Source organism: Glycomyces harbinensis (genome assembly GCF_900101745.1).
Lineage (GTDB): Bacteria > Actinomycetota > Actinomycetes > Mycobacteriales > Micromonosporaceae > Glycomyces > Glycomyces harbinensis.
The window spans coordinates 165,076-189,447 of sequence record NZ_FNAD01000009.1; the positions used below are offsets into that span (position 1 = coordinate 165,076).

Consider the following 24,372-nt stretch of genomic DNA (forward strand, 5'->3'; position numbering starts at 1 on the left):
GCTCTCGGATCGGGGCCCTAGTCCGTGCCCGCCGTCGGCGACTCCCCGGCGTCGCCGGCCGTCTCTCCTGCGCCGGCGCCGCTGTCCTTGACCCACTTCGGGTTCGCGGCGATCCACTGGTCAAGGGTGTCGGTCTGGAGCGCCTCCCACAGCGCGTCCGCGGCGGTCTGCTCCTCGCCCTCGTGGGTCCGCACGATCGACAGCGGCTCGCCGTTGTAGTCGATCTCCTCGGCCGTGGACGGCACCTGGATCGAGGTGATGTCGTCGGGGTTGATGTCGCGCAGGTTCACCACGAGGTCGGTCAGCGCCCATTCCTCGGGCAGCTGCATCGTCAGCGAATCCCCGAATCCCGAGAGGATGTCGTTGAGCTTGGTCGGGTCCTTGTGGTACCCGTCGGCCTTCAGCTCGGTGATCAGCGACCGGATGGCCTGCTGCTGCATGGCCTGGCGCCCGTAGTCGCCGCCGCGCCCCTCCTCCCAGTCCGAATCCCAGTTCCAGCCGTAGCGCTGGCGGATCAGGTCGAGGGAGTCCTTCTTGTCGTAGTATGCGCAGCCTTCGGGGAAGACCTTGTTGTCGCCGTGGTGCGAGGTGATCTCGTGCCAGGGGCACAGCTCGATCTCCCCGACGAGGTCGACCAGCTCGAGGAAGCCGTTGAAGTCCACCGTCGCGCCGATGTGGAACTGGACGCCGGTGAGGTCGTAGATCGTGTTCACCACGTTCGGCCGGGTGGTCTCCCAGTCGTCGCTGATCGACGCGGCGTGGTTCAGCTTGAACTCGCAGGGGTCGTTGCCCCAGTCGGGGCCGCAGTCGGGGATGTCCACCCACAGGTCCCGCGGCAGCGACACCATCGACACGTCGGTCAGGTCCTCGTTGATGTGCACCATGATCATCGTGTCGGAGCGGGTCGACCCGCCCTGCTTGTCGACGCCGAGCACCAGGATGTTCAAGGGCCCCTGGATGTCCGCGACGACCTCGGCCTGCGCGTCGCCGAGGATCTCCTCCGATTCGACCGCGTTGTTCGCCGTGTCGAGCGCGATCTGCGCCGCGGCCGCCGCGCCGCCGGCGACGACCAGCGTCAGTCCGCCCGCGTACATCATCAGGTGCGCCCACCACGGGGCCCCGCTCTTGCCGGCCATGCGTCTCCAAGTCGGATAGGGGTCTTCCACAGCGATAACGCCGCGGTAACGCCTTCCGGTTGCACGCCGGCGGGAGCGGGCCCGATCAGTCGGTGGTGCCCGCCGAGGCGTCCTCGCTCGGTGCGGTGTCGGCACCGCTGCCGGTCGTCTGCTTGACCCACTCCGGGTACTGGACGATCCACTGGTCCATCGTGTCGTTCTGGAGCGCGTCCCACAGCGCGTCGGCCGCGATCTGCTGCTCGCCCTCGGCGATCACCTCGGAGGAGCCGACGTCGGTCTCCTGGGACGTGGCCGGCACCCGGATCGAGGTGATGTCGTCGGGGTTGATGTCGCGCAGGTTCACCGCCAGGTCGGTGACCGTCAGCCCGTCGGGCAGGTCCAGGGTCAGCTTGCTCCCCAGGCCGTTGAGCACCTCGGTCAGCTTCGCGGGGTCCTTGTGGTACCCGTCGGCCTTCAGCTCGGTGATGAGCGCCTTAATGGCCTGCTGCTGCATCGCCTGGCGCCCGTAGTCGCCCCACAGGTCGTTCTCGTAGTCCTCGGGGTGGTCCCACGGATAGCGCTGGCGGATGAGGTCGAGGGCCTCTTCCTTGTTGTAGTCGTTGCAGCCCTCGGGGAAGACCCGGTTGTCGCCGTGGATCGAGGTGATCTCGTGCCACGGGCACAGCTCGACCGTGTCGACCAGGTCGACGAGGTCCATGAAGCCCTCGAAGTCGACCGTGGCGCCCATGTGGAACTCGACGCCGGTGAGGTTGTAGATCGTCTCGACCACGTTCGCGCGCGTCACGTCCCAGTCGTCGGAGATCGACGCGGCGTGGTTGAGCTTCTGCATGCAGGTGTTGTTGCCCCAGTCGGGGCCGCAGTCGGGGATCTCGACGTACAGGTCGCGGGGGAGCGACACCATCGACACGTCGGTCAGGTCCTCGTTGATGTGCACCATGATCATCGTGTCGGACCGGGTCGACCCGCCCTGCTTGTCGACGCCGAGCACCAGGATGTTCAGCGGGCCCTTGATGTCCTCCACGTCCATCTCGGCGCGGTTGTCGCCGAGGATGTCCTCGTTCTCGACCGCGTTGTTCGCGGTGTGGAGCGCGATCTGGGCGACCGCGGCCGCGCCGCCGGCGACGACCAGGGTCAGTCCGCCCGCGTACATCATCAGGTGCGCCCACCACGGGGCGCCGCTCTTACCAGCCATGCCTCTCCAAGGGTCCGGTCGGCGATATCACCGTATTGATAACGCTTCGGTAACGTGGCCCGGTTGCATGGGAGACAGCCTAATCGGCGGTCTCGGTGGCACCGTCGGAGGGCGGAGCCGAGGAGTTCTCACTGGTCACGGTCGCGCAGTCGGGGTGCGAGTCGCCGCTGAGCCAGTCGGGGTACTCGCAGGCCCACTCGTTGAGGGTATCGCTCTCGATCGCGTCCCACAGCGCCTCGGACGCGACCTCCTCGTCGGTGCCCTCGTGGATGAGCACGTACGAGGTCCCGTTGATGCTGCCCTCCGAGGACGGCGTGCCGATCGAGAGGATCTCGTTGGGGTCGATGTCGCGCATCTGCGTGATCAGGTCGATGAGGTTGTAGCCGCCGACGTCGAGCGTCAGCGCGTCGCCGAAGCTGTTGAGCAGGCTCACGGCCTTGGCCGGGTCGGTCGCGTACCCCTGCTCCTTCGCCCGCTCCAGGATCTTCTTGATCGCCTGCTGCTGCATCTTCTGGCGGCCGAAGTCGCCCCAGGTCCCGTTCTCGTAGTCCTCGTCGGAGTCCCAGCCGTAGCGCTGGCGCACCAGGTCGAGCGCGTCCTTGCGGTCGTACTCGGCGCAGCCCTTGGGGAAGGTCTTGTCCGTGTGGATCGAGGTGATCTCGTGCCAGGGGCACAGCTCGATGGTCCCCAGCTCGCCGACCATGTCGAGGAAGCCCTCGAAGTTCGCGATCGCGCCGCCGTCGAACTGGACGCCGGTGAGGTTGGTGATGGTCTCGGCGGTGTTCTGGAACGACTCGCCCCAGTCCTCGGAGTAGGCGAACGCCTCCGTCAGCTTCGTCTGCTCGGCCGGGACGCCCGAGGGGATGTCCACCAGGAGGTCGCGCGGCAGCGAGATCATCGAGACCTGCGTGAGGTCCTTGTTGACGTGGACGATGATGTCGGCGTCGGTGCGGGCCTCGCCGCCCGCGTCCACGCGCTCGTCGGTGCCCAGGACCAGGAAGTTCAGGGGCCCCTCGATGTCGGCGCCCGCCACGGCCTCGACCCGCTGGTCCCCCAGGAGGTCCTCCTGGTTCACCGAGTTGTTGACCAGGTTGAGGCTGACCTGGGCGGCGATCGCGCCGCCGCCGGCGACGACCATGACCATCGAACCGCTGATGACCATGGCCTTCGCCCACCAGGGGGACGACGCCTTGGCAGCGTGTTTGACCGGGCTCATTGCCTCTCCCGTACGTTCAGTGGGGTGCGGCGGCGCAGCCGGGGTGGGCTGGGCCGCTCTGAGGGGTACACGCGCAGTTCACCTGGGGGGTTGCGCATACATGACCATAGTTCATTTCCATCGCGTAACCACTCGGTCCACGGCCCGTCGGGCCGTTCAGTGAGAATGATTCGGATTAAGAGCTGAAATACAGTATGACGCCTGCAGCGCCCACCGCGAACAGGAACGCGACGGCGAGCCTCGCGGCGCTCCAGGCGCGCTCGCCGACCACCCGGCCGGTCTCCCCGTGCACCGCGACCATCCGCGCCCGGCCCCGGTGCGGATACGAGGCCAGCCACACCGGCAGCAGCACCAGCCGGTACGCCAGGCCCGCGTACGCCGTGTCGATGCCCTGCACGTGCCGCTCGTCCCCGCCGACCCGGGCGCGCACCTCGGCCTCGATCGACCCGGCCATCCGGGCCTTCGCCAGCTCCAGCCCGGTCTCCGGCTCCAGGTCGTAGCGCTGCACCCAGTACCCCTCGAGCCGCTCCGGCGCGAACGGCACCGCATCGGCGAGCGTCCAGTCGCGCATGAGGTCGGCCAGCGCCCGGCCGTCGAGGCGCACCGTCGCCGGGATCGCGACCGCGGTGAAGTCCCGGTCGACCACGCCGGCCGCCGGGGTCCAGTGCACGCCCCTGACCCGGGCGCCCGTGTCGCCCCCGGCCCGCGACCAGTACGCCTCGCCGCGGGCGGCCCGGTACCGCGACCTGGTGCGCGCCTGCCACACCCAGTGCGGCAGGTAGGCGCCCCGGAACGTCGTGGACTCGTCGATGCGCCGCAGTACGGACGGGGCGAACGGGCGCCGCCGCGCCCAGTCGCGCAGGAGCCGGCGCGCGGTGGCCCGCTCGATCCGGAACGGCACGAGCGCCTCGGGGGCGACGATGAGCTCGGGGGTGTCGTCGGCGTACCGCAGTGTCGCCTTGGGCGCCAACGCGGTCCAGTCGGGGTCCTGGAGGCGGCGGGCCGCGGGGCGGCCGTGCTGCTCGGTGCCGCAGGCGCCGCAGGCGAGGACGGTGGCGCCGGGTGCGGTCCGCAGCGGGGCGCCGCAGGAGGTGCACGGACATGAGGGGAGCAACGCACACCATCCTTCCATTTCGGGCACTGCTCCCACTCTAAGGGCCGCGGCCGCCCGACGGAGGAAAACGGTTCGGGCCCATGCCCATCCGTCGAGTCCGGACGGAGCGGTCGGGACCCGCCCCACTGGATATATCGCCGCGGCGGTGGCAGGATAGAGCGCGTGACGCCACGGAGGGGGATCACGTCTGCGCGTGATTATGACGACCAGTATCTGCGCCTGCGCGGACTCATGCGGTCGGGCCAGGTCGCCGAGGCCGTCAGCGAGAGCACCTGGATCTCCTACAACTCGGAGACCGCCCACCAGCGGGCCCAGGCGTGGCTCTTCATCCTCGAGGGCCAGATCAGCCAGCGGGCGATCGACAAGATCCCCGGCACCATCGACCAGGCCGGCACCGCGGTCGCCCGCTGCCGCGACCCCCGGCTCGACGGCAAGTACCACGCGCTCGCGGCCTGGTACTACCACCACCACATCAAGTCCCTCGACTTCACCGCGCAGCGGCTGGTCCTCTCCCAGCGCGCGCTGCGCTCGATGACCGAGGCGAGCCAGGGCGCGGTCGACGCCTGGTACGACCTGGCCGTGATCCTCTCCAACTGCGGCTACCAGCAGCAGGCGGCCGGCGCCCTGGACCAGTGCCACACCCTCGCCGAGCGCGCCGGAATCAGCCGGTCCTCAGTGGAGGGCGTGGAGATCCGGGTCCGGGACGCGCTGCTGCGCTACTACACCGGCGACCCGCGGGCGTGCACGGGCCAGCTGCGCCAGGAGCTGCGCCGCGTCAAGCCGAACCTGCACGACCTGGACACGCGCGAACTCGAGTGGGTGCACTACGCGCTGGCGCGCCTGAGCCTGCTCGGCTTCAGCGAGCAGTGGTCGGTGGAGCACCTGCTGCCGGAGGAGACCTCGTCGGTGGAGGCCCAGGACCTGCGGATCATGGCGCGCGCCTCGCGGCTCATCGCGCAGGCGCGGGGCCTGGAGGCCCTGGAGGTGCTGGAGACCCGCGAGATCGGGGACGAGACGCTCGGCGTCATGGAGCCGCAGCACCTGAAGTCCCTCGCCCTGGTCGCGAAGGGCGACCACGCCGCCTCGATCCTGGCGGCGCACGCGACGACGTACGCGCTCTACAAGCAGATTAACGAGTTCCACACGATCTACCTGGCCTCGGCGGCGGCGCTGGTGGACCACGACCAGCTGCGCCGCGCGGCGGCGGGCTGGGCCGACCGGGCCAACACCGACGATCTGACGGGGCTGCCGAACCGGCGGCGCCTGGACGCGTTCCTGTCCGATGTGGACGGCGACGGGATGATCGCGGTGCTCGACCTGGACGGGTTCAAGGCGGTCAACGACACGCACGGGCACCAGGCGGGGGACGCGATCCTCCAGCGGGTGGCGGCGCTCCTGTCGAGCGTGGTGCGCTCGGGCGACCTGTTGGCGCGCACCGGCGGCGACGAGTTCATCCTGGTGCTGCCGGGTGCGACGGAGTACGACGCGGACGCGGTGTCGGACCGCATCCGGGTCGCCGTCGCGGCGGAGAAGTGGGAGTACTCGGTGCCGGGAACGCCGGTCGACGTGTCGATCGGCTGGGCCCGGCTGGCGGCGGGCGGGAATCCGGCGCAGACGCTGTGGGCGGCCGACCAGGCGATGTACCAGATGAAGCGCTCGCGCAAGCACTACTTAAGCAAAGGCTGGATCGGGCGGATCTGGGCGAGCCCGGGAGAGTCTGAACAAATCGGACGCTCCGGGGACCCCCCGGTTCAAGCGTAGTTCCCGGGTCCGACGGTGCTTTCGGTTCGGGCGCAACGCGAGTCGCGCTCGCGCGGTCCGGCCCTGCTACGGGCAGGGCGCGAAGATCGCGTCCAGGTCCACGTCGGCCACCGCGCCCGCGAAGCCCTCCTCCTCGTACCTCGCGCAGGCGGCGGCGATGTTCGCCTCCTCCGCGGCGTAGTCGACGGCCAGGATCAGCTTTCCGGCGGCCGCGATCTCCCGCACATGGGCGAGGTTCTCGGCGCACCACTCCTCGGTGCAGGGCTCGTCGGGGTTGATGAAGAACAGCTCCTCGACGCCGAGCCCGTCGATCGCGTCGAGGTACCCGTCGAACCCGATGAGCTCGGGCGAGTTCTGCACCAGCACGTCGAGCCGGTCGTCGGTGTACTCGTCGATGGCCTTGACCTGGTCGGCCATCTTCTGCGCCAGTGAATCCCGGTCCTCGCCGGGCACGAGGCCGAGGTCGATCTCCTCGTACGCGTTCGGCACGTCGAGGTACACCCCGTCGAACCCGGCCGCGATCGCCTGGTCCAGGCGCGGGCGCATCACCAGGTCCCGCCAGCGCTCGTCCCAGTACCGCACGAAGTACTCGTCGGGCCAGTCGCCCCACTGGTTGAGGACCAGGTCGGTCTCGGCGACGGCGGGGTACTCGGGCCGGTAGGTCTCGATCGAGCCCATCGTGAAGTACGCGTAGACGGTCTTGCCGGAGTCCTTGAGCGCGGTGATCTCCTCGGTGCTCCAGTAGCCTTCGCCGCCGTCGCGGGCCAGGTCGATGACCGCGACCTCCTGCGGCGTCGCCGCGAGGGCGTCGAGCGCGTCGCCGTCGTAGCCGCTGAGCTGGTAGATCCAGTCGCGGGGCGCCTGCGCGGCGCCGGCGGGCTCCTCGGTCGCGGGCGGCGGGCCGGTCGGTTCGGCCCCGGCGTCCTGCGTGCAGGCGGCGAGCAGGAGCGGGAGCGCGAGGAGCGCGGCGGGGAGGCGTCTCATGCCCGAAGTCTAAGGGGGTGGCTCAGATGTCCGTGCCGATCGCCTCGGCCACGGCCTCGACGGCGAGGGCCCGGACGACGTCGACGGAGGCGGGCACCAGGCCGGTGGCGGCGGCCACGAACGCGTCGCCGTCCATGCGCGTGTGCACGGGGCTGATGGCCTTCGCGAGGCCGTCGTGCGCGCCCTGGGCGACCAGGGCGCAGTCGACCTTGTCGAGCCGCGCGTTGGTGACCACGACGCCGATGGTGGTGTTGCGCCCGAACGACCCGCTCGCGAAGCCTTCGGGCCGCAGGAGCCGGCGGTCGAGCGGCCCGGGTTCGCCGAAGGCGTTGACGGCCGCGAGCGCGCTCACGACGACCGGTCCGGCCGCGACGGTTGCCGACCTGAGCCCGGAGGGGAGCGTCACGCCCCGCCACTGCCCCACCGTGGCGCCCCTGCCCGCCCCGACGGGCCCGTCGAGGGCCGGTTCGAACGGGGCCATGGCCGCGTCGCAGGCCTCGTAGCCCTGGGGTGCGGCCGGGACGTTGCCGGTGCCGTCGAGGTCGTAGAGGCCGAGGGTCGGCACTATCGGGACGGGTCCGCCGGGGGTCGCGACGCCGCGGCCGCGCTCGGCGAGCCAGCGCATGACCCCGTCGGCGGCGGCGAGGCCGAACGCGGAACCGCCCGTGAGCAGGACCGCGTCGATGCCGGTGTTGGCGCGGAGGGGGTCGAGCAGTTCGATCTCCCGGCTGGCGGGGGCCCCTCCCCGCACCTCGCCGGAGGCGACGGTGGCCTCGTCGAACAGCAGCACCGTGCAGCCGGTGTGCTCGCCGGTCCAGTGGCCGACGCGAACTCCCAAGTCCCGCATCCGGACAGACTACCTTCACCTGCCGGAAACCCGCTGCTCGAATTTCATAACCGAACGATAACTAAGTGCTTTGTGGACAGTGTTGCGCGCTACATGTGACCCACGCGAAATCCCTGGATTTTCAGGGCATACAGGCCCTAGCATTGATGTTGAGGCCGATGGAAGCAGTGGCGGAACGGCGAACCCGAACCGCTCGTGCTGCCGGCCACCGGAGCGATCCAGCGGGATCGCGACGGATCACCGCCGTCGACAATGGCGTCATCGACGAGCGGTCCCCCTTCAGATAGCAATCCGGCACACCCTGCCGGGAAGGAATCATCATGCACGAGTTCGTAGGTGCTTACCTCGCAGTCGACGCCGCCAACACCACCGCCACCTCGGCCCTGCCGAACGCGCCGGTCGTTGACGATGGCCGGGCCGACAAGCCGTATGTCTTCGGCGTCACCCGTCCCGAGAAGGTCCGCCTCTCGACCGCCGGCGTGCTGCGCCGGGTGGCCGACCGTGTCGAGGGCCGCGCCCTCGCCGGCCTGGCCCGATAGGTCCGAGGCGAGCGCGCCCACAAGGCGCCGCGCCCGACTGCACAACTCAAAAACCCACTAGAACGCTACGCGCTGCGGCTGCTTCCCAAGAGCCCCAGTGCGTTTCGTTCGCTCCGGGGTCATGACCGGAGGACGTGGGAAGACGGCGGGTCCCGGCTTCGAGCCGGGACCCGCCGTCGCGTCCCGGCACGCGCCGGGCGCCCGGCCGGGAACGGCCGGGCGCCCAGTGGTGACGGTCTACTCGGCGACCGCGCCGGCGGTCTTGCGGCGCCGGCCCAGGACGATCAGGACCACGCCCGCTACCAGTACCGCGCCGGCCGCGACGTAGATCACGGTCAGGGAGGTCCCGGTGGTCGGCAGCCGGCCCGAGCCGCCGCCGTTGAGCGTGAAAGCGGCCTTGTTGTCCTTCGGGTCGCTCTCGAAGTCGCCGGGGTAGTCCTCGTAGTCGAGCGCGATGACCTCGACGGACCCGGCGCCGTCGGCGTCCTCGTCGGTGACCTTGACGTCGACCGGCATGGCCTGGTCCGACCCGGGGGACAGCTCGTGGAACATGCAGATGAAGTCGAGCTCGGCGAGCCGCTCCTCGGTGACCTCGTCGTCCAGGTACGAGCCCATCTCGTCCCCTTCGAAGCAGTTCCACTCGTCGCCGCCCACCGTCATGACGACCTCGACGCCCTCCGGCAGCTCGACCAGGACCGCGTAGGACCCGGGTCCGTCGAAGAAGCTGTAGGCGCCGGCGGGGCCCTCGTTCCCGGCCCGGAGTTTCACGGTGACCTCGTCGCCGTTCCCGCCCTTGACGTCGATGGCCTCGGTGGTGAGGTCGTACAGCTGCTGGGAGGTCGTGATGTCGATGTTCCCGTGGAACTCGTCGACGAACTCGCTCTCGGGCTCGCTCACGGTCCGCAGGCCGAACAGGTCGCCCGACCCCTCGTCCCAGAACACGCCGCCGAAGTCGGCTTCGAGCCGGTCGGCGCCGACGGTGTACACCTCGTAGACGCAGTCGCACACGTCGACCGGCCCGGGGGCGCTCTCGTGGACCGTGTACCCGATCGGGGTGTCGAAGGTGAACACCGTCCCGGGCAGGTCCTCGAAGTCGGTCACGACGCAGGTGACGTTGACGCCCTCGTTCACGATGCAGTTGTCGTAGCCGGCGCCCGGCCAGGCGAGGCCGTGCGGCAGGTACTCGGGTGCCCAGGTGGTGACGACCACGGCTTCGGCGTTCGCCGACAACGCCGACTCCTGGAGGAACTCGGGCGCCACGTCGACCGTGGAGCCGGGCTCGACGCCGTCGTAGGCGGCGTTGCCGAGCAGGTACGGGCGGCCGTACCCGTCGCCCTCGTAGGGGAGGACCTCGACGGTGCCCTCGATCGTCTCCACGGTCTCGCCGTCGACGTCGACGGTGACGGTGTAGTCGTGGACGCCTTCGACCGCGCCGACGAGCGCCTTGTACTCGAAGGCGAACTCGACCGGGTTGTCCGCGTCCTCGGCGATGCACAGGAACTGCCCGGTGTCGGCGTAGAGGCCGCAGCCGTCCCAGTCGTAGGTCTGGAGCAGTCGCAAGCCGGAGCCGGTGTCGTAGTCGATGTGGGCGGTCACGTCGTGCTCGCCTTCGGCGAAGTCCTCGCCGAACTCGAGGGTGAGGCCGCCGAGGTGGTGCTCGTTGTCGGCGACGACCTCGGAGGCGATGTCCAGGTCGACCGAGACGGGGACGGGGGCCTGGGCGGAGGCCGGGAGCGCGAACGCTCCGGCGCCGAGCGCCGCGGCTCCCGCGGCGGCGGCGGTCCGGGCGAAGGCACGCCCGAACCTGTTTTTGGGTGCACTCATGGCAGGGTTTCCTAGCTGGTGATCGAGGACGGTCCTTTGTGGCCGCCTCAGAGGGACTGGATGTCTACTAGACGCGGCCGGTCCCCGAGTTGACGCAGCCGTTGCGGGGAAAATTCGTGACGGTGATCTCACGGTGCGTGCCGCCCGTGAAAGAGGGGCCCCCGTCCACCCGGACGAGGGCCCCGATGCGCTTGCGGCGCTTACTCCTCCGCCTCCGGCTCCGAGGCGGGCTCCGACGGGCCGCGCCGGCGGGTGAGCACGAACAGCAGCACCCCCGCGACCAGTGCCGCGGCGGCGATCCCGAGCACCGGCGTCAGCGACGAACCGGTCTTCGGCAGCTGCCCGTGCCCGTCCGCGTTGACACTGAACACCGCCGAGTTGTCCTTCGGGTCGGCCTCGAGCACGCCCGGGTACCCGTCGTTGTCGAGCGTGACGACCTCCAGGGTCCCGTCCCGCTTCGCGCCGGTCCCGGTGATCTCGACGCGCACCGGCAGCTCATGCGTCTCGCCGGCGGCGATCTCGTCGAACAGGCACGCGAAGTCGAGCTTCGCGAGGTCGCCGGGGTCCACGCTCGGCAGGTAGGTCTCCCAGTCCGCCTCGTCGAGGCAGATCCACCCCTCCTCGTCGATCGACACGAGGTCCAGGCCCGTCGGGAGCCTCCCGAGCAGCGCGTAGGAGCCGGGGCCGTCGAAGAAGTCGTACGCGTCCGCCGGACCGTCATTGACGACCTCCACCGTGACCGTGGTCTTGCTCCCCAAGGCCCCCTTGGCATTCGCGTCGTCGACCGCGAGGTCCCACGGGTGGTCCGCGGTCGTGATGACGATCTCGCCGACCGTGGAGTCGGCGAACTCCGACTCCGGCTCGCTCACCACCCGCAGCCCGAACAGGTTCCCCGAGCCCGCGTCCCAGTCCACGTCGCCGAACCGGTCCTCCAGCTCGGCGGCGTTGACGACATACGCGCTGTAGTAGCAGACGCACACGTCCACCGGGCCCGGCGCGCGCTCGCTCACCGCGTAGTGCACCGGCACGGTCGGCGTGAACACCGTGCCCGGCGCATCCGCGAAGTCGGTGACCACGCACGTGACCCCGGGCGAGTCGAAGTAGCGGTCGGTGCAGTTGTCGTAGCCGGCCGACGCGTCCGCGCCCCGGCCCTCGCTGAACGGGTACTCCGGTTCGCTGAACGTGAGGATCACCGCCGCCGCGTCGTCCCCGAGCGCCTGCTCCTGCAGGAACTCCGGCTGCACCTCCACCGTGCTTCCCGGTTCGACGCCGGTGAAGACCGCGTCGCCGTGCAGGTACGGCCAGGCCTCGCCCGGGCCCTCCTCGACGGGCAGGACCTCGATCGCGCCCTCGACCGTCTCGACCGTCGCGCCGTCGACCGCGAAAGAGGCGAAGTAGGCGAAGGAGTCGTCCTCGACCGCGTCGGTCGCGGCGTAGAGGAAGTCGAAGGAGACGCGGTCCCCGTCCACGTCCAGGGAGCAGTCGGCGGCGTACGGGCCGTCCGTCGTGCAGTCGTCGTCATCGGCGTCGTTCTCGGGCACGATGGCGCCCGCGGGGGTGTCGAACAGGATCGTCATGGTGACGGTGTGCCCGGCCGGGAGGTCCTCGCCGAAGACCACCTCCGCGGAGAACCGCACGGGCTCCCCTCCGACGGTGACCGGCGAACCGTCGTCGATGCCGACTTCCTCCGGCGTCGGCACCTGTGCGGACGCCGGGGAAGCGAACGCCCCGGCGCCGAGGGCCGCGGCGGCGATCACGACCGGCAGGAGCAGTGCCCGCCTGGTCCGGTTGCTGCGTGCATGCATGAAGGGCTTCCTCGCACTGGGCCGGACGGCCACGGGTCGCCCGGGAGAGGGACTGATGAATACTAGACGCGTTCAGCATGTCACTCGTTGCAATGCCGCTCCGGGGAATTCACCTGGGCGTTCCCCGAACGCCGCCCAGGACGCGGCGAGGGCGCCGCTCCCGAAGGAGCAGCGCCCTGCCGTTCACCTTCGCCGCAGCGCGGCTACGCCTTCCAGCCCGGAATCGGGAACGCCTTCGTGTGCTCGCGGATCTCGCCCGCGACCACGTCCAGCTCCGCGTCCTTGCCGTCCTTCGCCGCCGCGACCGCCCGGTCGATCCAGCCCGCGATGAGGTCCATGTCGCCCTCGGTCATCCCGCGGGTCGTGACCGACGAGGTGCCGATGCGCAGGCCCGACGGGTCGAACGGCTTGCGCTGGTCGAACGGCACCGAGTTGAAGTTCAGCTCGATCCCGGCCGCGTCCAGGGCCTTCGCCGCCGGCTTCCCGGGGATGTCCTTGCTGGTCAGGTCCACCAGGATCAGGTGGTTGTCGGTGCCCCCCGAGACCAGGTCGAACCCGCGCGAGGTCAGGCCCTCGGCGAGCGCCTTCGCGTTCGCGACGATCTGCGCCGCGTACGCCTTGAACGAGTCCTTCGCGGCCTCGCGCAGCGCCACGGCGATCGCCGCCGTCGTGTGGTTGTGCGGCCCGCCCTGGAGACCGGGGAAGACCGCCTTGTCGATGGCCTTCGCGTGCTCGGCGTTCGCGAGGATCATCGCGCCGCGCGGGCCGCGCAGGGTCTTGTGGGTCGTGGTCGTGACGACGTCCGCGTGGCCGACCGGGGTCGGGTGCGCCCCGCCCGCGACCAGGCCGGCGATGTGCGCGATGTCGGCCATGAGGATCGCCCCGACCTCGTCGGCGATGGCCTTGAAGCCCGCGAAGTCGACGGTGCGGGGGATCGCGGTGCCGCCGCAGATGATCATCTTCGGACGCTCGCGGCGGGCGATCTCGGCGACCTCGTCGAGGTCGATGCGGCCGGTCTCGCGGCGGACCCCGTAGTGGACCGCGTCGAACCACTTGCCCGTCGCGGAGACCTTCGCGCCGTGGGTCAGGTGCCCGCCCGCGGGCAGCCCCATGCCCAGGACCTTGTCGCCCGGGGACAGGAACGCCATGTAGACGGCCAGGTTCGCCGGGGACCCCGAGTAGGGCTGGACGTTCGCGTGGTCGGCCCCGAACAGGGCCTTCGCCCGGTCGACGGCCAGCTGCTCGACCTGGTCGATCAGCTGCTGGCCTTCGTAGTAGCGCTTCCCGGCGTACCCCTCGGAGTACTTGTTGGTGAGGATCGAGCCCGTGGCCTCCATGACCGCCTGGGACACGTAGTTCTCGGAGGCGATGAGGCGGATCTTCTCGGACTCGCGCCGGCCCTCGGCCTCGATGAGCCGTTCGATCTCGGGGTCGGCGGCCGCCAGGTTCGCGGTGAGGGCCTCGTAGGCGTCGGACATGCAATGCTCCTCGCTGATCGGCATGATCTCGCACGGCGACCGGGCAGGTGGCCTTGATGCACCGAGCATAGCCGGGGCCGCGGGCGCCGGGCCCGGGCGTTTCCTCCCGTGTGAGACGGCGTGACCCGTCGTACGCTCACGCGTCCGCCCGTACGAGACTCCATTGCGTACACGCAGTAGCGTGCGACGTATGTCACCTAGATCCGCCGCAAAGACCGTGGGCGCCGGGTTCGCGGTCGCGGCCCTGGCCGCGCTCGCGCAGCTCGGGCTGGCCTACGGCTTCGGCCTCCTCTCCTGGGCTGAGGACGCCCCCGGCGCCGCCGACGCCGTCCTCGAGTTCCGCTGGAACGCCAACCTCGCATGGGTGGCCTGGTTCTCGGCCGCCTCGTGCGTGGTCGGCGGCCTGGCCTCGGGCGCGATCGGCTCCCGCGCCGCCGCCAGGCTCGGGGCCGCCACGCGCGTCACCGCGGTCCTGGCGAGCGCCGCCGGAGCGTTCCTCGTCGGGCCGCTCGTGTCGCTGTCGGCCGAGCAGGGCGCGGTCTTCACCTCGTTCCCGACCGACCCGCTCATCGCCTCCGGCCTCGGCGCCGTGGTCGGCGTCGCGCTGGCGCTCATCGGGCTCAGCTCGCGCTCGGTCGCGGTCAACGTGGGCGCCTCGGTCGCCCTGGTGTGGCTCCTGGCGATCCTCTCGGTGTTCGTCGAGGTCGGCGACCGCGTCTCGCCGGTCACCGAACTGGCGGTGTGGGGCTCGTGGGCCGGGCCGGACACCGCCCTGGGCCGCCGCGGCTTCTCGATCGCGGTCCCCTTCGTGATCGGCTCGGCGCTCATCGGCGCGATCGTCGCGCTCATCGCCCGCCGGGGGACGATCACCAGCTCGGGCTACCGGATCGCGGCGGCCTCCGGTATCGCCGGACCGCTCATCGTCACCGTCGCGCACCTGGTCGCGGGACCTTCCCGGGTTGACAACGCCGAGTCCATGTCGGTGATCCTGGTCGGCCCGTACGCGGCCATCGCCGGGCTCCTCGGATCCCTGATCGTCTGCGCCCTGCCCAAGGCCGGCGGCCAGATCGACGACCGCGCCGAGGTCCGCGAGCCCGTGCCCGCCGGGCTGACCGAGTCGGTGCCCGGCTGGACCGTCCCCGAACCGGCCTCGGCCTACGACGACGGGCGCAAGGGCGACACGAAGGACCTCCCCGCCACGTTCGTGCCCGAGCAGCCCAAGCGCCCCTCCCGGCGCGAGGCCCGCGCCGCCAGGCAGGCCGCGAAGCACGACGAGCAGAAGCGTGCCGACTGGGAGCCCCAGGAGGGCGACGACGAGCCGAACCCCGACGTCGACTGGGTGCAGGAGCTCAAGGCCGTCGACATGGACGAGCCCGCCGAGCCCGAGGCGAAGCCCAAGCGCCGCGCCAAGAAGGCCGTCGGCCGCACCCGCCGCAAGATCAACTCCGACGAGGCGACCGACACCGACGAGTCCTGACACGACGAGTCCTGACACGACGAGTCCTGACACGACGAGTCCCAGCACCCCCGAAGCGAAGCGGCCGGGCCCTCAGGGCCCGGCCGCCGTCACGTCCTCACACCTCCCACTCGTGCACCGGCCTGCCGTCGGCCGACCGGCCCGCGTAGTCGAGCACCATGGCCCGCAAGGCGTCCCGCCGCTCCAACCGCTGCCGGTGCTCGGCGACCTGCACCCGCGCGACCTGCCACGAGGCGCCGTTCACGCCGCGGCGGCACCGCGCCTCGATCACCCCGAGGTACCGGTCGCCGTCGCGCCCGCTGACCCCCAGGGCCGACAGGCCCTCGGCCGCGGCCGGCAGCAGCTCGTCCAGCACCAGCCTGCGGGCGGGCACGAGCCCCCGCCCCGGCCAGTGCTGGTCGGCGTGGATGCCGTGGCGCGCCGCCGAACGGAAGTTCGCCAGCGCCTGCCCGAACTCGAGCCGGTCGTGCAGCGGCCGGTCGGCGTTCGCGTAGTGCACCACCAGTCCGTAGAACAGGGCCATGTTCGCGCAGATGTCGATCGCGGTCGGACCCGCGGCGACCACCCGGTTCTCCACGCGCACATGGGGGCGGCCCCGGTGCACGTCGTAGACCGGCCGGTTCCAGCGGTACACGGTCCCGTTGTGGTAGCGCAGCTCCTGGAGATTGGGGACCCCGCCGACGGCCATCACCGCAGCGGGGTCCTCGTCGTCGCAAAGCGGTAAAAGCGGCGCGAAATGCCGGTAGTTCTCGTCGAACAGGTCGAGCACGCCGCCGATCCACCGCTCCCCGAACCAGGCCCGCGGCTTCGCGCCCGCCGCGCGCTCGTCCGCCTGCCTCGTGTCGGTGCCCTGCTCGAACAGGATCACGCGCGTCTCGGCCCAGAGCTGGCGTCCGAACAGGTACGGCGAGTTCGCGCCCATCGCCACCTGGATGCCGGCGATCGCCTGGGCCGCGTTCCAGTACCTCGAGAAGTCCTCGGGGGACACCTGCAGGTGGAACTGGACCGAGGTGTTGGCCGACTCGGGTGCGATGGTGGAGGAGGTCAGGTCGACCGATTCGGCCCCGCGGATGTCGATGCGCAGGTGCTCGCCGCGCTGGGACATGATCTCGTCGTTGAGGATGCGGTACCGCTTGGTGCGCGAGAGGGCGTCGATGCCCATGTGGTCGGGGTACAGGGTGGGCATCGTCCCGATGGGGCAGATGTGCACGCCGGCCTTGTCGCCCGCTTCCCTGACCTCCGACAGCACCGCGGCCAGATCGCTTTCGTACCAGGAGATCCCGGCGCCGTCGAGGAGCCGGGGCGGCAGGTTGAGTTCGATGTTGAACGCGCCCAGCTCATGCTGGGCGCCGTACAGGGCGTCCTCGTCGCCCGAGGTGTGCAGGTGTTCCAGCACCGAGTCGTTCGCGAATGCCGGATCACCGTTGGGCTCAACGAGATCGAGTTCGAGTTCGAGTCCCGTCATCGGCCGGTCGCGGTCGAGCCTGCGATCGGCCAGCAGCTGAGCGAGGGCCGCCCGGCCCGCCTGGAGTCTCGCGGTGTACGCGGGATGGTCCCAGTGCTTCAAGGCAGAGCCGGTCACCTCGTCCCCCATGTTTCCTCCCCAGGAATCGATGGTTCATCAACTTTAAGACCGTTGGTCATGCCGTGGCTACCAAGGGAGATGTTGTTTCGTCCCAAATGGTGTGGATCGCGCTCATATTAGGGACCGCGCACCCTTGGTGGTGTCGGCATCTTGACACAACCGGGTCCCGGGCGGCAACGTTGCGTATCGCACCTGGTCACAGAAAGCGTCATTCGCATCACGGTGCGCTGCCCGGAGGCCACGCGCGGTGTCGTGGGTAGGATCTGCGCGTGACTGCACCGCGTCCGTCCCGCCGGCCCGCCGACTTCCTCGCCGCCAATCGCGGCGGCGGCCTCGTGACCATGCTCGACCAGCGCGGCGGCGCGCTGTTCGCTTACGCCGCTTGGCGAACGGGTCTCAAGCCTTCGCACCTGTCGCTGCTCAACCTCGTCATCGGGGTCGGCGTCAGCGCCGGGATCGTCGCCTACATCCCGGCCGCGCGCGAGGGCGCCCCGTGGTGGCCGGTCGCCGTCGCGGCTCTGATCCTGTGGCAGGCGGCGTACATGCTCGACTGCGCCGACGGCCAGCTCGCCCGCGTCACCGGCACCGGCTCCGACGCGGGCGCCCGCGTCGACATCCTCTGCGACATCGCCATCCAGGCCTCGGTCGTCGCGGTCGTCGTCGCCGTCGCCGACGCCTACACGCCGGCGGTCCCCGCCTGGTGCGGTGCGGCCTTCGCGGCACTGTGGATGACCAACCTCGTCACCTCGGTGATGGCCAAAGAGGACGCGTCGGTGTCGATGGTGACGAGCACGAGCCTGCCCGTCCGGCTCGTCAAACTGGTCCGCGACTACGGCTTCGTCATCGCCGTGATCGCCCTGGCGCTGCTCGTCCCGGATCTCATGTGGCTGGTCATGCTCGGGTTCGGCGCGGTGAACGCGCTGTTCCTGCTCGCGAGCATCGCCGCGAGCGCCCGCACCGCACTCCGCTAGGCGATGACCTCTTCGTAGATCTCCACGAGCCGGCGCAGCGTCACCCCGGGCGCGAACACCGACTCGTAACGGGCCCTGGCATTCGCCGCGAACGACGGGTCCTTCGCAACCGCCTCGAGCCCCCTCGCCAGCGCCTCGGGCGCCGGCTCGACCGCCACGCCCGCCGGCCTCGCGGTGCCGTGCCCGGCGATGAACGGCGCCCCGCCCATGCGCGTCGCGACCACGGCCCGCCCGCTCGCGAGCGCTTCGAGACCGGTGGTCGGCAGGATGTCCTGCCAGATCGAGGGGATCACCATCGCCGCGGCCTCCCCGAGCGCGGCCCGCATCCCGTCCGCGTCCAGCTGCCCCAGGTACTCGACCTCGCCCCTTGCGGCCGCCGCCTCCACGATCGGGCGCAGCGGCCCGTCCCCGGCGATCCGCAGCCGCGACCCCGGCAGGTCCGCGAGCCGCCACGCCTCCAGCAGCAGCTCGACGCCCTTCTCCGGGACGAGCCGCGCCCCGAACAGGAACCCCTCCCCGAGCGGCACGACCCCCGGGTCGGCGACCGCGTTCGGCTTCACGCGGATCCGCCCGTCCTCGATGCCGATGCTCCGCAGGTACGCGGCCATCGCGTCGGTCAGCGCGATGAAGCGGTCGACGCCGCGCCACGTGCCCTGGTGCACGCCGAGCGCGACCGCCATGACCGCGCTCTGCGCGCGCGAGCCCCGGTAGCAGGCGTGCGCGACGCCCGGCGCGTTCCAGCGCTTCCCGTGGCAGTCCCGGCAGTCGTGACCGTCCCTGAAGTAGAGCCCGTTCACGCAGTCGTGCCGGTAGTTGTGGATGGTCTGCACCACCTTCACCCCGTGCCGGTGCGCGGTGCCCACCACCGACGGCGACAGCAGCGGATAGGGATTGTGCAGGTGCAGCAGGTCCGGCTTCTCGCGTTCGAGCAGCGCCGCCAGCTCGCGCTGCGTCCCGGCCGCGTGGATCGGCGAGACCGCGAGCGCGGCCTTCCTAAGAGGAGGGAGGTCGCCGATCTCGTCCGAGGACCGCAGGAACGGCACCACGTCGACGCCGGCCGCTCGCAGCGCCCCGATCTCGTAGTCCACGATCGTGTTCTCGCCCGAGGGCTGCGCCGAGGAGTACCGGTTGTGGGCGATGACGATCTTCACAGGATCTCCGAGTGGCGCGGGCGGCGTTCAGTTCGGCCGAAGATACCTCAGCGGCCGAATAGGTGTAGGTTGTCGGGTACCGTGTCAGCGGGCCGCCCAGCTTGCGAAAGCGCAGGAGACGCAGCGTCGATCTCCGCCCGCGGACACTCACCTCCACCGTAAGCTGACGACCGCAGGGATGTGCAGTGGCTACGAGCCTGGAACGCCCAGCAAAAGATCTCCACGGAAGTGGGGGTGCTCCGCAATATCCAACCGGGAATTTCGGACGGGGGATGCGCGTGGCCGGTGCTCGCGAAGGCGGTGACCAGCAGCTGGTCACGAACGGCGTCACCCGCTCGGCCTGGCGGCGCCTCGCCCCCCGCGCCTCCAACTGGCACCGCTACTACCAGGGCGCGCTCGTCGGCGTCGACATGTTCGCGGTCCTCCTCGCCAGCGTCATCGCCGTCAACCTCACCCCCACCCCCCACGCCGGCTTCGACACCGACGGCCAGCTCCACTTCTTCTACCTCACCGTGTGGCTCCTCCTGCCCGCCGCGTGGCTCCTCACCGTCTGGGGCACCGGCTCGTACGACCGCCGCTACTTCGGCATGGGCAACGAGGAGTTCAAGCGCGTCATCCGCGCCTCCATGTTCATGCTCGCGTTCGTGTCCTTCGCGGCGCTGACCTTCAAGGCCGACGTCTCCCGTGTCACGGTCGCGGTGATCCTCCTCGCGGCCGCCTGCCTCATCATGGCCTTCCGCCTGGGCGCCCGCTACGGGCTGCACAGGATGCGCGTCGCCGGACGCGGCGTCCAGCGCGTCCTGCTCATCGGCGCCTACCCCGAGGCGCTGGAGGTCTACCGCACCGTCCGCCGCGCGCCCGCCGCCGGACTCGTGCCCGTGGGCATATACGTCACCGAGGGCGCCTCCTCCGTCCGCAACCTCGACACCCCGGTCCCGGTCTTCGCCGGGACCGACGTCGTCACCTGCGCCGAGCAGCTCGAGGCCGACACCCTCGCCGTCTGCGGCTCGGCCTCGGCCGACGCCGCCGACCTGCGCCGCCTCGCCTGGCAGCTCGAAGGCACCGGCCGCGACCTCGTGGTCGCGCCCCAGCTCACCGACATCGCCGGCCCCCGCGTGCACATCCGCCCCGTCGAAGGCCTGCCCCTGCTCTACGTCGAGGAGCCCAAGATCTCCGGCGTCGGCTGGCTGATCAAGAACATCCTCGACATCTCCTCCTCGGTGATCGGCCTCGCGCTGCTCTCGCCGCTGTTCCTGGCGGTCGCGATCGCCATCAAGACCGACAGCCCCGGCCCCGTGTTCTTCCGCCAGAACCGCGTCGGACGCGACGGCGAGACGTTCAGCTGCTGGAAGTTCCGCACCATGTACATCGACGCGGAGGAGCGCCAGGCCGCGCTCATGATGCACAACGAGACCGACGGCCTGCTGTTCAAGATGAAGGACGACCCGCGCATCACCAACGTCGGCAAATGGCTCCGGCGCACCTCCATCGACGAGTTCCCGCAGCTCGTGAACGTGGTCCGCGGCGAGATGAGCCTCGTGGGCCCCCGCCCGCTCCCGGCCGAGAACGGCGACTTCCTCGGCGACGTGCGCCGCCGCCTCCTCGTCCGCCCCGGCATCACCGGCCTGTGGCAGGTCTCGGGCCGCTCGGACCTGTCCTGGGACGACGCCGTCCGCCTCGACCTCTACTACGTCGACAACTGGTCGCTCGCGACCGACCTTCAGATCCTGTTCCGCACCGTCGCTGTAGTGTTGCGCCGAAAGGGCGCCTACTGACCGCGAGCCGAGCTTTCGACACGATGCCGTGTCCTGAGCGAATACACAGCTTGCGCCCAGGTGAACGCCAGGCCAACCCTGATAATCTTGGATCTTGATGACTACTTACGGAACAGGCAACCGCATCCTCGTCACGGGTGGCGCGGGCCTGGTGGGCAGCCACCTGGTCGACGCGTTCCTGGCGAAGGGCTGCGACGTGACCGCCGTCGACAACTTCGTCACCGGCTCGCGGGACAACCTCGCCGAGCACCCGAACCTCACCGTGGTCGAGGCCGACGTCACCGAGGGCCTGCCCGTCGGGGACGCCCCCTTCGACGCGGTCCTGCACTTCGCGTGCCCGGCCAGCCCCGTCGACTTCGCGACCCTCCCCGTCGAGATCCTCCGCGTCGACTCGATCGGCACCCTCCACGCCCTCGACCGCGCGCTCGCCGACGGCGCCCGCTTCCTCATGGCCTCCACCTCCGAGGTCTACGGCGACCCGCTCGTGCACCCGCAGCCGGAGTCCTACTGGGGCAACGTGAACCCCATCGGCATCCGCTCCTGCTACGACGAGGCCAAGCGCTTCTCCGAGGCCGCCGTCGCCGCCTACCACCGGCACAAGGGCCTGGACGCGTCGATCGTGCGGATCTTCAACACGTACGGCCCCCGCATGCGCCCCGACGACGGCCGCGTCGTCCCCAGCTTCATCAGCCAGGCGCTCGCCGGCGAGCCGCTGACGATCCACGGCGACGGGTCCCAGACCCGCTCGCTGTGCTACGTCGACGACCTCGTGCGCGGCCTGGTGCTGCTGCTCGAGTCGGGCGAGTACGGCCCGGTCAACCTCGGCACCGAGTACGAGCTCACCGTGGCGGAGATGGCCGAGGTCATCCTGCGCCTGACCGGCTCGAAGTCGACCATCGAGTACACCGACCGGCCCTCCGACGACCCCGAGCGCCGCCGCCCCGACCTCACCGCCGCCCGCGAACTGCTCGGCTACGAGCCGCAGGTCCACTATGAGGCCGGTCTCAAGACGACCATCGACTACTTCGCGACGGCCTCCAGCCCCGGCCGCGGCACCGCCGCGGACCTGGGTCTGGACGCGACGGACTTCACCGTCTCCTGAGGAAACTCCGATGTCCGGCCCGCGTGCGCGGTTCCGCTGCGCTGGCGCCGACCACGTAAGCTCGGGTCATGACGTATTCCGGTTCCAATTACCGCGGCAGCGCCTCGGTGCCGCCCGCGGGCGGCGGGGGAGGCGGCGGCGCCCGAGTCGCCGCGGCCGCGACCGGCGGCGGTCCGACCCGGCGGGGCCTCATCGGCTCCGGGGTCGGCCTGGTGGCCTCCATCGCGGCGACGGGAGGCGGCCTGGCCGTCTGGTCGACCGCCAACGACACCAACACCGACCTCGACCGCGCGTTCGACCTCGAGGGCCTCCCCGAGGAGAACCGGCCCGAGCCCGACAGGGCGCTCAACCTCCTCATCATCGGCTCCGACGCGCGCGAGGACTCCGAGGAGGGCGACGCCCGCTCGGACACGACGATCGTCATGCACGTCAACGAGGCCGGATCCGAGGCCTACGGCATCTCGATCCCCCGCGACCTGTACGTGTTCATCCCCGAGTACGCGGACGCGCAGTACTACCCCGAGTACACCGGCGACAACGCGAAGTTCAACGCCGCGTACGCCTGGGGCGCCGTCCCGCTCACCGTCCTCACCCTCGAGGACCTGACCGGCGTCCGCATCGACCACGTGGTCGAGATCGACTTCGCCGGCCTCGTCCAGGTCGTCGACGCCCTCGGCGGCGTCACGATGAACATCGAGGCGGCCGACGCCGACGAGTACTGGGACGAGAACGGCGTGACCTCGATCCACGGCGAGCACCGCTACTTCGAGGTCGGCCCGAACCAGCTCAACGGCGAAGAGGCGCTCGACTACGTCCGCCAGCGCAAGCAGTGGGCCCGAGGCGACTTCGCCCGCATGCAGCACCAGCAGGAGCTCATCAAGGCCATCATGGACTCCGCGCTCAGCGCCGGCGTCCTCACCGACCAGGACCGGCTCACCAGCTTCATCGACTCCACTTCGGACGCGGTCAAGGTGGACACCGAGTTCAACGTCGTCTCCACCGCCATCAACCTGATGTCGATGCGCAGCGACGACCTGGTCTTCATGACCGCCCCGAACCTCGGCACCGGCGAGCAGGGCGGCGAGTCCGTCGTCGTCTACGCCGAGGACCTCGACAACCCCGGGGACTCCAACCCCGAGGCCGTGAGCCTCTGGGAGGCCCTGCGCGAGGACGACGTCGCCGCGTGGGTCGCCGCCAACCCCGAGGCCGCCGGACAGGGCGAAGAGGAGTAACCGCACCCGTTCACCCGGGCCCGCACGGCTTGTCCGCGCGGGCCCGGGTCGTCTCCGCCGCTGATCGGCGAGTGCACTCGTGATCACCGATGCGCTTGGTGCGCCTCGTGATTCATTTGTCGAACGTTGGGTCCAGTGTGGCTCGATGGAGTGGTCCCGAAGTCCGGCACTGTGATCAAGGTCGTACGATGTGCGCAACCGTTCCTTCGAAGAAGAGGCAGGGCCGATGGCAGAGAACGACGGGACCAAGCCCGAAGAGACCGAAGACTACGTACCCGACTTCGACATCAGCAAGCCCTCCATCGCCCGCATCTACGACGCGACGCTGGGCGGCAAGGACAACTTCGCGGTCGACCGCGAAGGCGCGGCCATGATCGCGAAGTACGTGCCCAAGATCCGCGAGGCCAGCCAGGACAACCGCCTCGGCCTCAGGAAGGGCGTGGAGTACGTCGCGCGCCAGGGCATCGACCAGTTCCTCGACATCGGCGCCGGTCTGCCCACGCAGGAGAACACGCACCAGGTGGCCCAGGCCATCAACCCGAACGCGAAGGTCATGTACGTCGACAACGACCCGATCGTGCTGGCGCACGGCCGGGCCCTGCTGGCGACCAACGAGTCCACGGCGATCGCCACCGCGGACCTGCGCGACCCCCCCAGCATCCTCAACCACCCCGACGTCAACAAGATGATCGACTTCGACCGCCCCGTCGGGTTGATGATCGTGGGCCTGATGATGCACTTCCACCGCGAGGAGGACCCGGGCACCTGGATCCGGGCGCTGCTCGACGCCTGCCCGAGCGGGTCGTACCTGCACATGACCGACTTCGTCGACACCGGTTACCCGGAGCAGGAGGCGATGGAGAAGTCCTGCATCATGGCGATGGGCAACGGCTGGATCCGCACGCCCGAGGAGATCGAGGCGCACTTCCAGGGCCTGCCGCTCGTCCCGCCGGGCCTGGACTACCCCTCCCGCTGGTTCCCCGGGGAGACCGACAGGGAGCTCACGCCGGTCGAGGACCTCGAGGAGCACCAGCGGATCATCATGGCCGGGGTCGCCTACAAGCCCTAGTCCGCAACGCATGGAAGGCGCGCGCCGGCGGCCGCGCGCCTTCGCCGTGTCCGGCTCACTCGATCGGGTGAATTCGCGATTTCGGTTCGCGGCCGTCCAGAACGGCCGGGCGAC

19 protein-coding genes are annotated in these 24,372 nt (G+C 70.3%); 8 read left to right on the top strand and 11 right to left on the bottom strand.

Annotated features, from left to right (window positions below; translation table 11 throughout):
• Positions 1-17: 17 nt before the first annotated feature.
• The 4 genes from BLQ63_RS16255 to BLQ63_RS16270 all read right to left on the bottom strand — a co-directional run bounded on the left by BLQ63_RS16255 (position 18) and on the right by BLQ63_RS16270 (position 4,658).
• A complete protein-coding gene (locus tag BLQ63_RS16255) occupies positions 18-1,136 on the bottom strand; it encodes an LCP family protein (RefSeq protein ID WP_091037387.1) in 1,119 nt (372 codons plus the stop codon).
• Positions 1,137-1,221: 85 nt separating this feature from the next.
• Positions 1,222-2,328 carry an LCP family protein gene (locus BLQ63_RS16260; protein ID WP_091037390.1) on the bottom strand — a complete coding sequence of 369 codons (1,107 nt, stop codon included), beginning with the start codon at positions 2,326-2,328 and terminating at the stop codon, positions 1,222-1,224.
• A gap of 79 nt (positions 2,329-2,407) precedes the next feature.
• On the bottom strand, positions 2,408-3,544 hold the full coding sequence (locus BLQ63_RS16265; RefSeq protein ID WP_091037393.1) for an LCP family protein: 1,137 nt from the start codon (positions 3,542-3,544) through the stop codon (positions 2,408-2,410).
• A 175-nt stretch (positions 3,545-3,719) separates the two neighbouring features.
• Positions 3,720-4,658, bottom strand: coding sequence for a hypothetical protein (locus BLQ63_RS16270; protein ID WP_091037396.1), 939 nt, complete (start codon positions 4,656-4,658; stop codon positions 3,720-3,722).
• 162 nt (positions 4,659-4,820) lie between these two features.
• On the opposite strand from BLQ63_RS16270, the gene BLQ63_RS16275 reads away from it, so the two are divergent.
• Positions 4,821-6,419: a GGDEF domain-containing protein gene (locus BLQ63_RS16275; protein ID WP_143014946.1), complete on the top strand. Its 1,599-nt coding sequence runs from the start codon at positions 4,821-4,823 to the stop codon at positions 6,417-6,419.
• Between the two features lie 66 nt (positions 6,420-6,485).
• On the opposite strand, the gene BLQ63_RS16280 is transcribed toward BLQ63_RS16275, so the two are convergent.
• Positions 6,486-7,403 (bottom strand): glycoside hydrolase family 191 protein, encoded by a 918-nt coding sequence (locus BLQ63_RS16280; RefSeq protein ID WP_091037403.1) that lies wholly within the window; start codon positions 7,401-7,403, stop codon positions 6,486-6,488.
• 22 nt (positions 7,404-7,425) lie between these two features.
• Positions 7,426-8,250 carry a P1 family peptidase gene (locus BLQ63_RS16285; protein WP_091037406.1) on the bottom strand — a complete coding sequence of 275 codons (825 nt, stop codon included), beginning with the start codon at positions 8,248-8,250 and terminating at the stop codon, positions 7,426-7,428.
• Positions 8,251-8,570: 320 nt separating this feature from the next.
• Here BLQ63_RS16285 and BLQ63_RS16290 point away from each other — a divergent pair, with 320 nt between their 5' ends.
• Positions 8,571-8,789, top strand: a complete 219-nt coding sequence (locus tag BLQ63_RS16290; protein WP_091037408.1) for a hypothetical protein — start codon at positions 8,571-8,573, stop codon at positions 8,787-8,789.
• Between the two features lie 237 nt (positions 8,790-9,026).
• On the opposite strand, the gene BLQ63_RS16295 is transcribed toward BLQ63_RS16290, so the two are convergent.
• The 3 genes from BLQ63_RS16295 to BLQ63_RS16305 all read right to left on the bottom strand — a co-directional run bounded on the left by BLQ63_RS16295 (position 9,027) and on the right by BLQ63_RS16305 (position 13,896).
• Positions 9,027-10,613: an LPXTG cell wall anchor domain-containing protein gene (locus BLQ63_RS16295; protein ID WP_091037409.1), complete on the bottom strand. Its 1,587-nt coding sequence runs from the start codon at positions 10,611-10,613 to the stop codon at positions 9,027-9,029.
• Positions 10,614-10,813: 200 nt separating this feature from the next.
• Complete coding sequence (locus tag BLQ63_RS16300; RefSeq protein WP_091037413.1) at positions 10,814-12,418, bottom strand: LPXTG cell wall anchor domain-containing protein; 1,605 nt, start codon at positions 12,416-12,418, stop codon at positions 10,814-10,816.
• 203 nt (positions 12,419-12,621) lie between these two features.
• Complete coding sequence (locus BLQ63_RS16305; protein ID WP_218125301.1) at positions 12,622-13,896, bottom strand: serine hydroxymethyltransferase; 1,275 nt, start codon at positions 13,894-13,896, stop codon at positions 12,622-12,624.
• 190 nt (positions 13,897-14,086) lie between these two features.
• Between BLQ63_RS16305 and BLQ63_RS28505 the strand changes: the two genes are divergently transcribed.
• Positions 14,087-15,373, top strand: a complete 1,287-nt coding sequence (locus tag BLQ63_RS28505) for a DUF2062 domain-containing protein (RefSeq protein ID WP_177154970.1) — start codon at positions 14,087-14,089, stop codon at positions 15,371-15,373.
• Positions 15,374-15,470: 97 nt separating this feature from the next.
• On the opposite strand, the gene BLQ63_RS16320 is transcribed toward BLQ63_RS28505, so the two are convergent.
• Positions 15,471-16,967, bottom strand: coding sequence for a glutamate-cysteine ligase family protein (locus BLQ63_RS16320; RefSeq protein ID WP_091037422.1), 1,497 nt, complete (start codon positions 16,965-16,967; stop codon positions 15,471-15,473).
• A 260-nt stretch (positions 16,968-17,227) separates the two neighbouring features.
• On the opposite strand from BLQ63_RS16320, the gene BLQ63_RS16325 reads away from it, so the two are divergent.
• Positions 17,228-17,929, top strand: coding sequence for a CDP-alcohol phosphatidyltransferase family protein (locus tag BLQ63_RS16325; protein ID WP_245680987.1), 702 nt, complete (start codon positions 17,228-17,230; stop codon positions 17,927-17,929).
• Here BLQ63_RS16325 and BLQ63_RS16330 read toward each other — a convergent pair.
• Positions 17,926-19,080 carry a glycosyltransferase family 4 protein gene (locus tag BLQ63_RS16330; RefSeq protein WP_091037425.1) on the bottom strand — a complete coding sequence of 385 codons (1,155 nt, stop codon included), beginning with the start codon at positions 19,078-19,080 and terminating at the stop codon, positions 17,926-17,928. The genes BLQ63_RS16325 and BLQ63_RS16330 overlap by 4 nt on opposite strands.
• Positions 19,081-19,352: 272 nt before the next feature.
• Between BLQ63_RS16330 and BLQ63_RS16335 the strand changes: the two genes are divergently transcribed.
• The 4 genes from BLQ63_RS16335 to BLQ63_RS16350 all read left to right on the top strand — a co-directional run bounded on the left by BLQ63_RS16335 (position 19,353) and on the right by BLQ63_RS16350 (position 24,258).
• On the top strand, positions 19,353-20,855 hold the full coding sequence (locus BLQ63_RS16335; protein WP_091037429.1) for a sugar transferase: 1,503 nt from the start codon (positions 19,353-19,355) through the stop codon (positions 20,853-20,855).
• A gap of 97 nt (positions 20,856-20,952) precedes the next feature.
• Complete coding sequence (locus tag BLQ63_RS16340; RefSeq protein ID WP_091037431.1) at positions 20,953-21,957, top strand: UDP-glucuronic acid decarboxylase family protein; 1,005 nt, start codon at positions 20,953-20,955, stop codon at positions 21,955-21,957.
• 68 nt (positions 21,958-22,025) lie between these two features.
• Positions 22,026-23,189, top strand: a complete 1,164-nt coding sequence (locus BLQ63_RS16345; protein WP_091037433.1) for an LCP family protein — start codon at positions 22,026-22,028, stop codon at positions 23,187-23,189.
• A 226-nt stretch (positions 23,190-23,415) separates the two neighbouring features.
• A complete protein-coding gene (locus tag BLQ63_RS16350) occupies positions 23,416-24,258 on the top strand; it encodes an SAM-dependent methyltransferase (protein ID WP_091037437.1) in 843 nt (280 codons plus the stop codon).
• Positions 24,259-24,372: the final 114 nt, after the last annotated feature.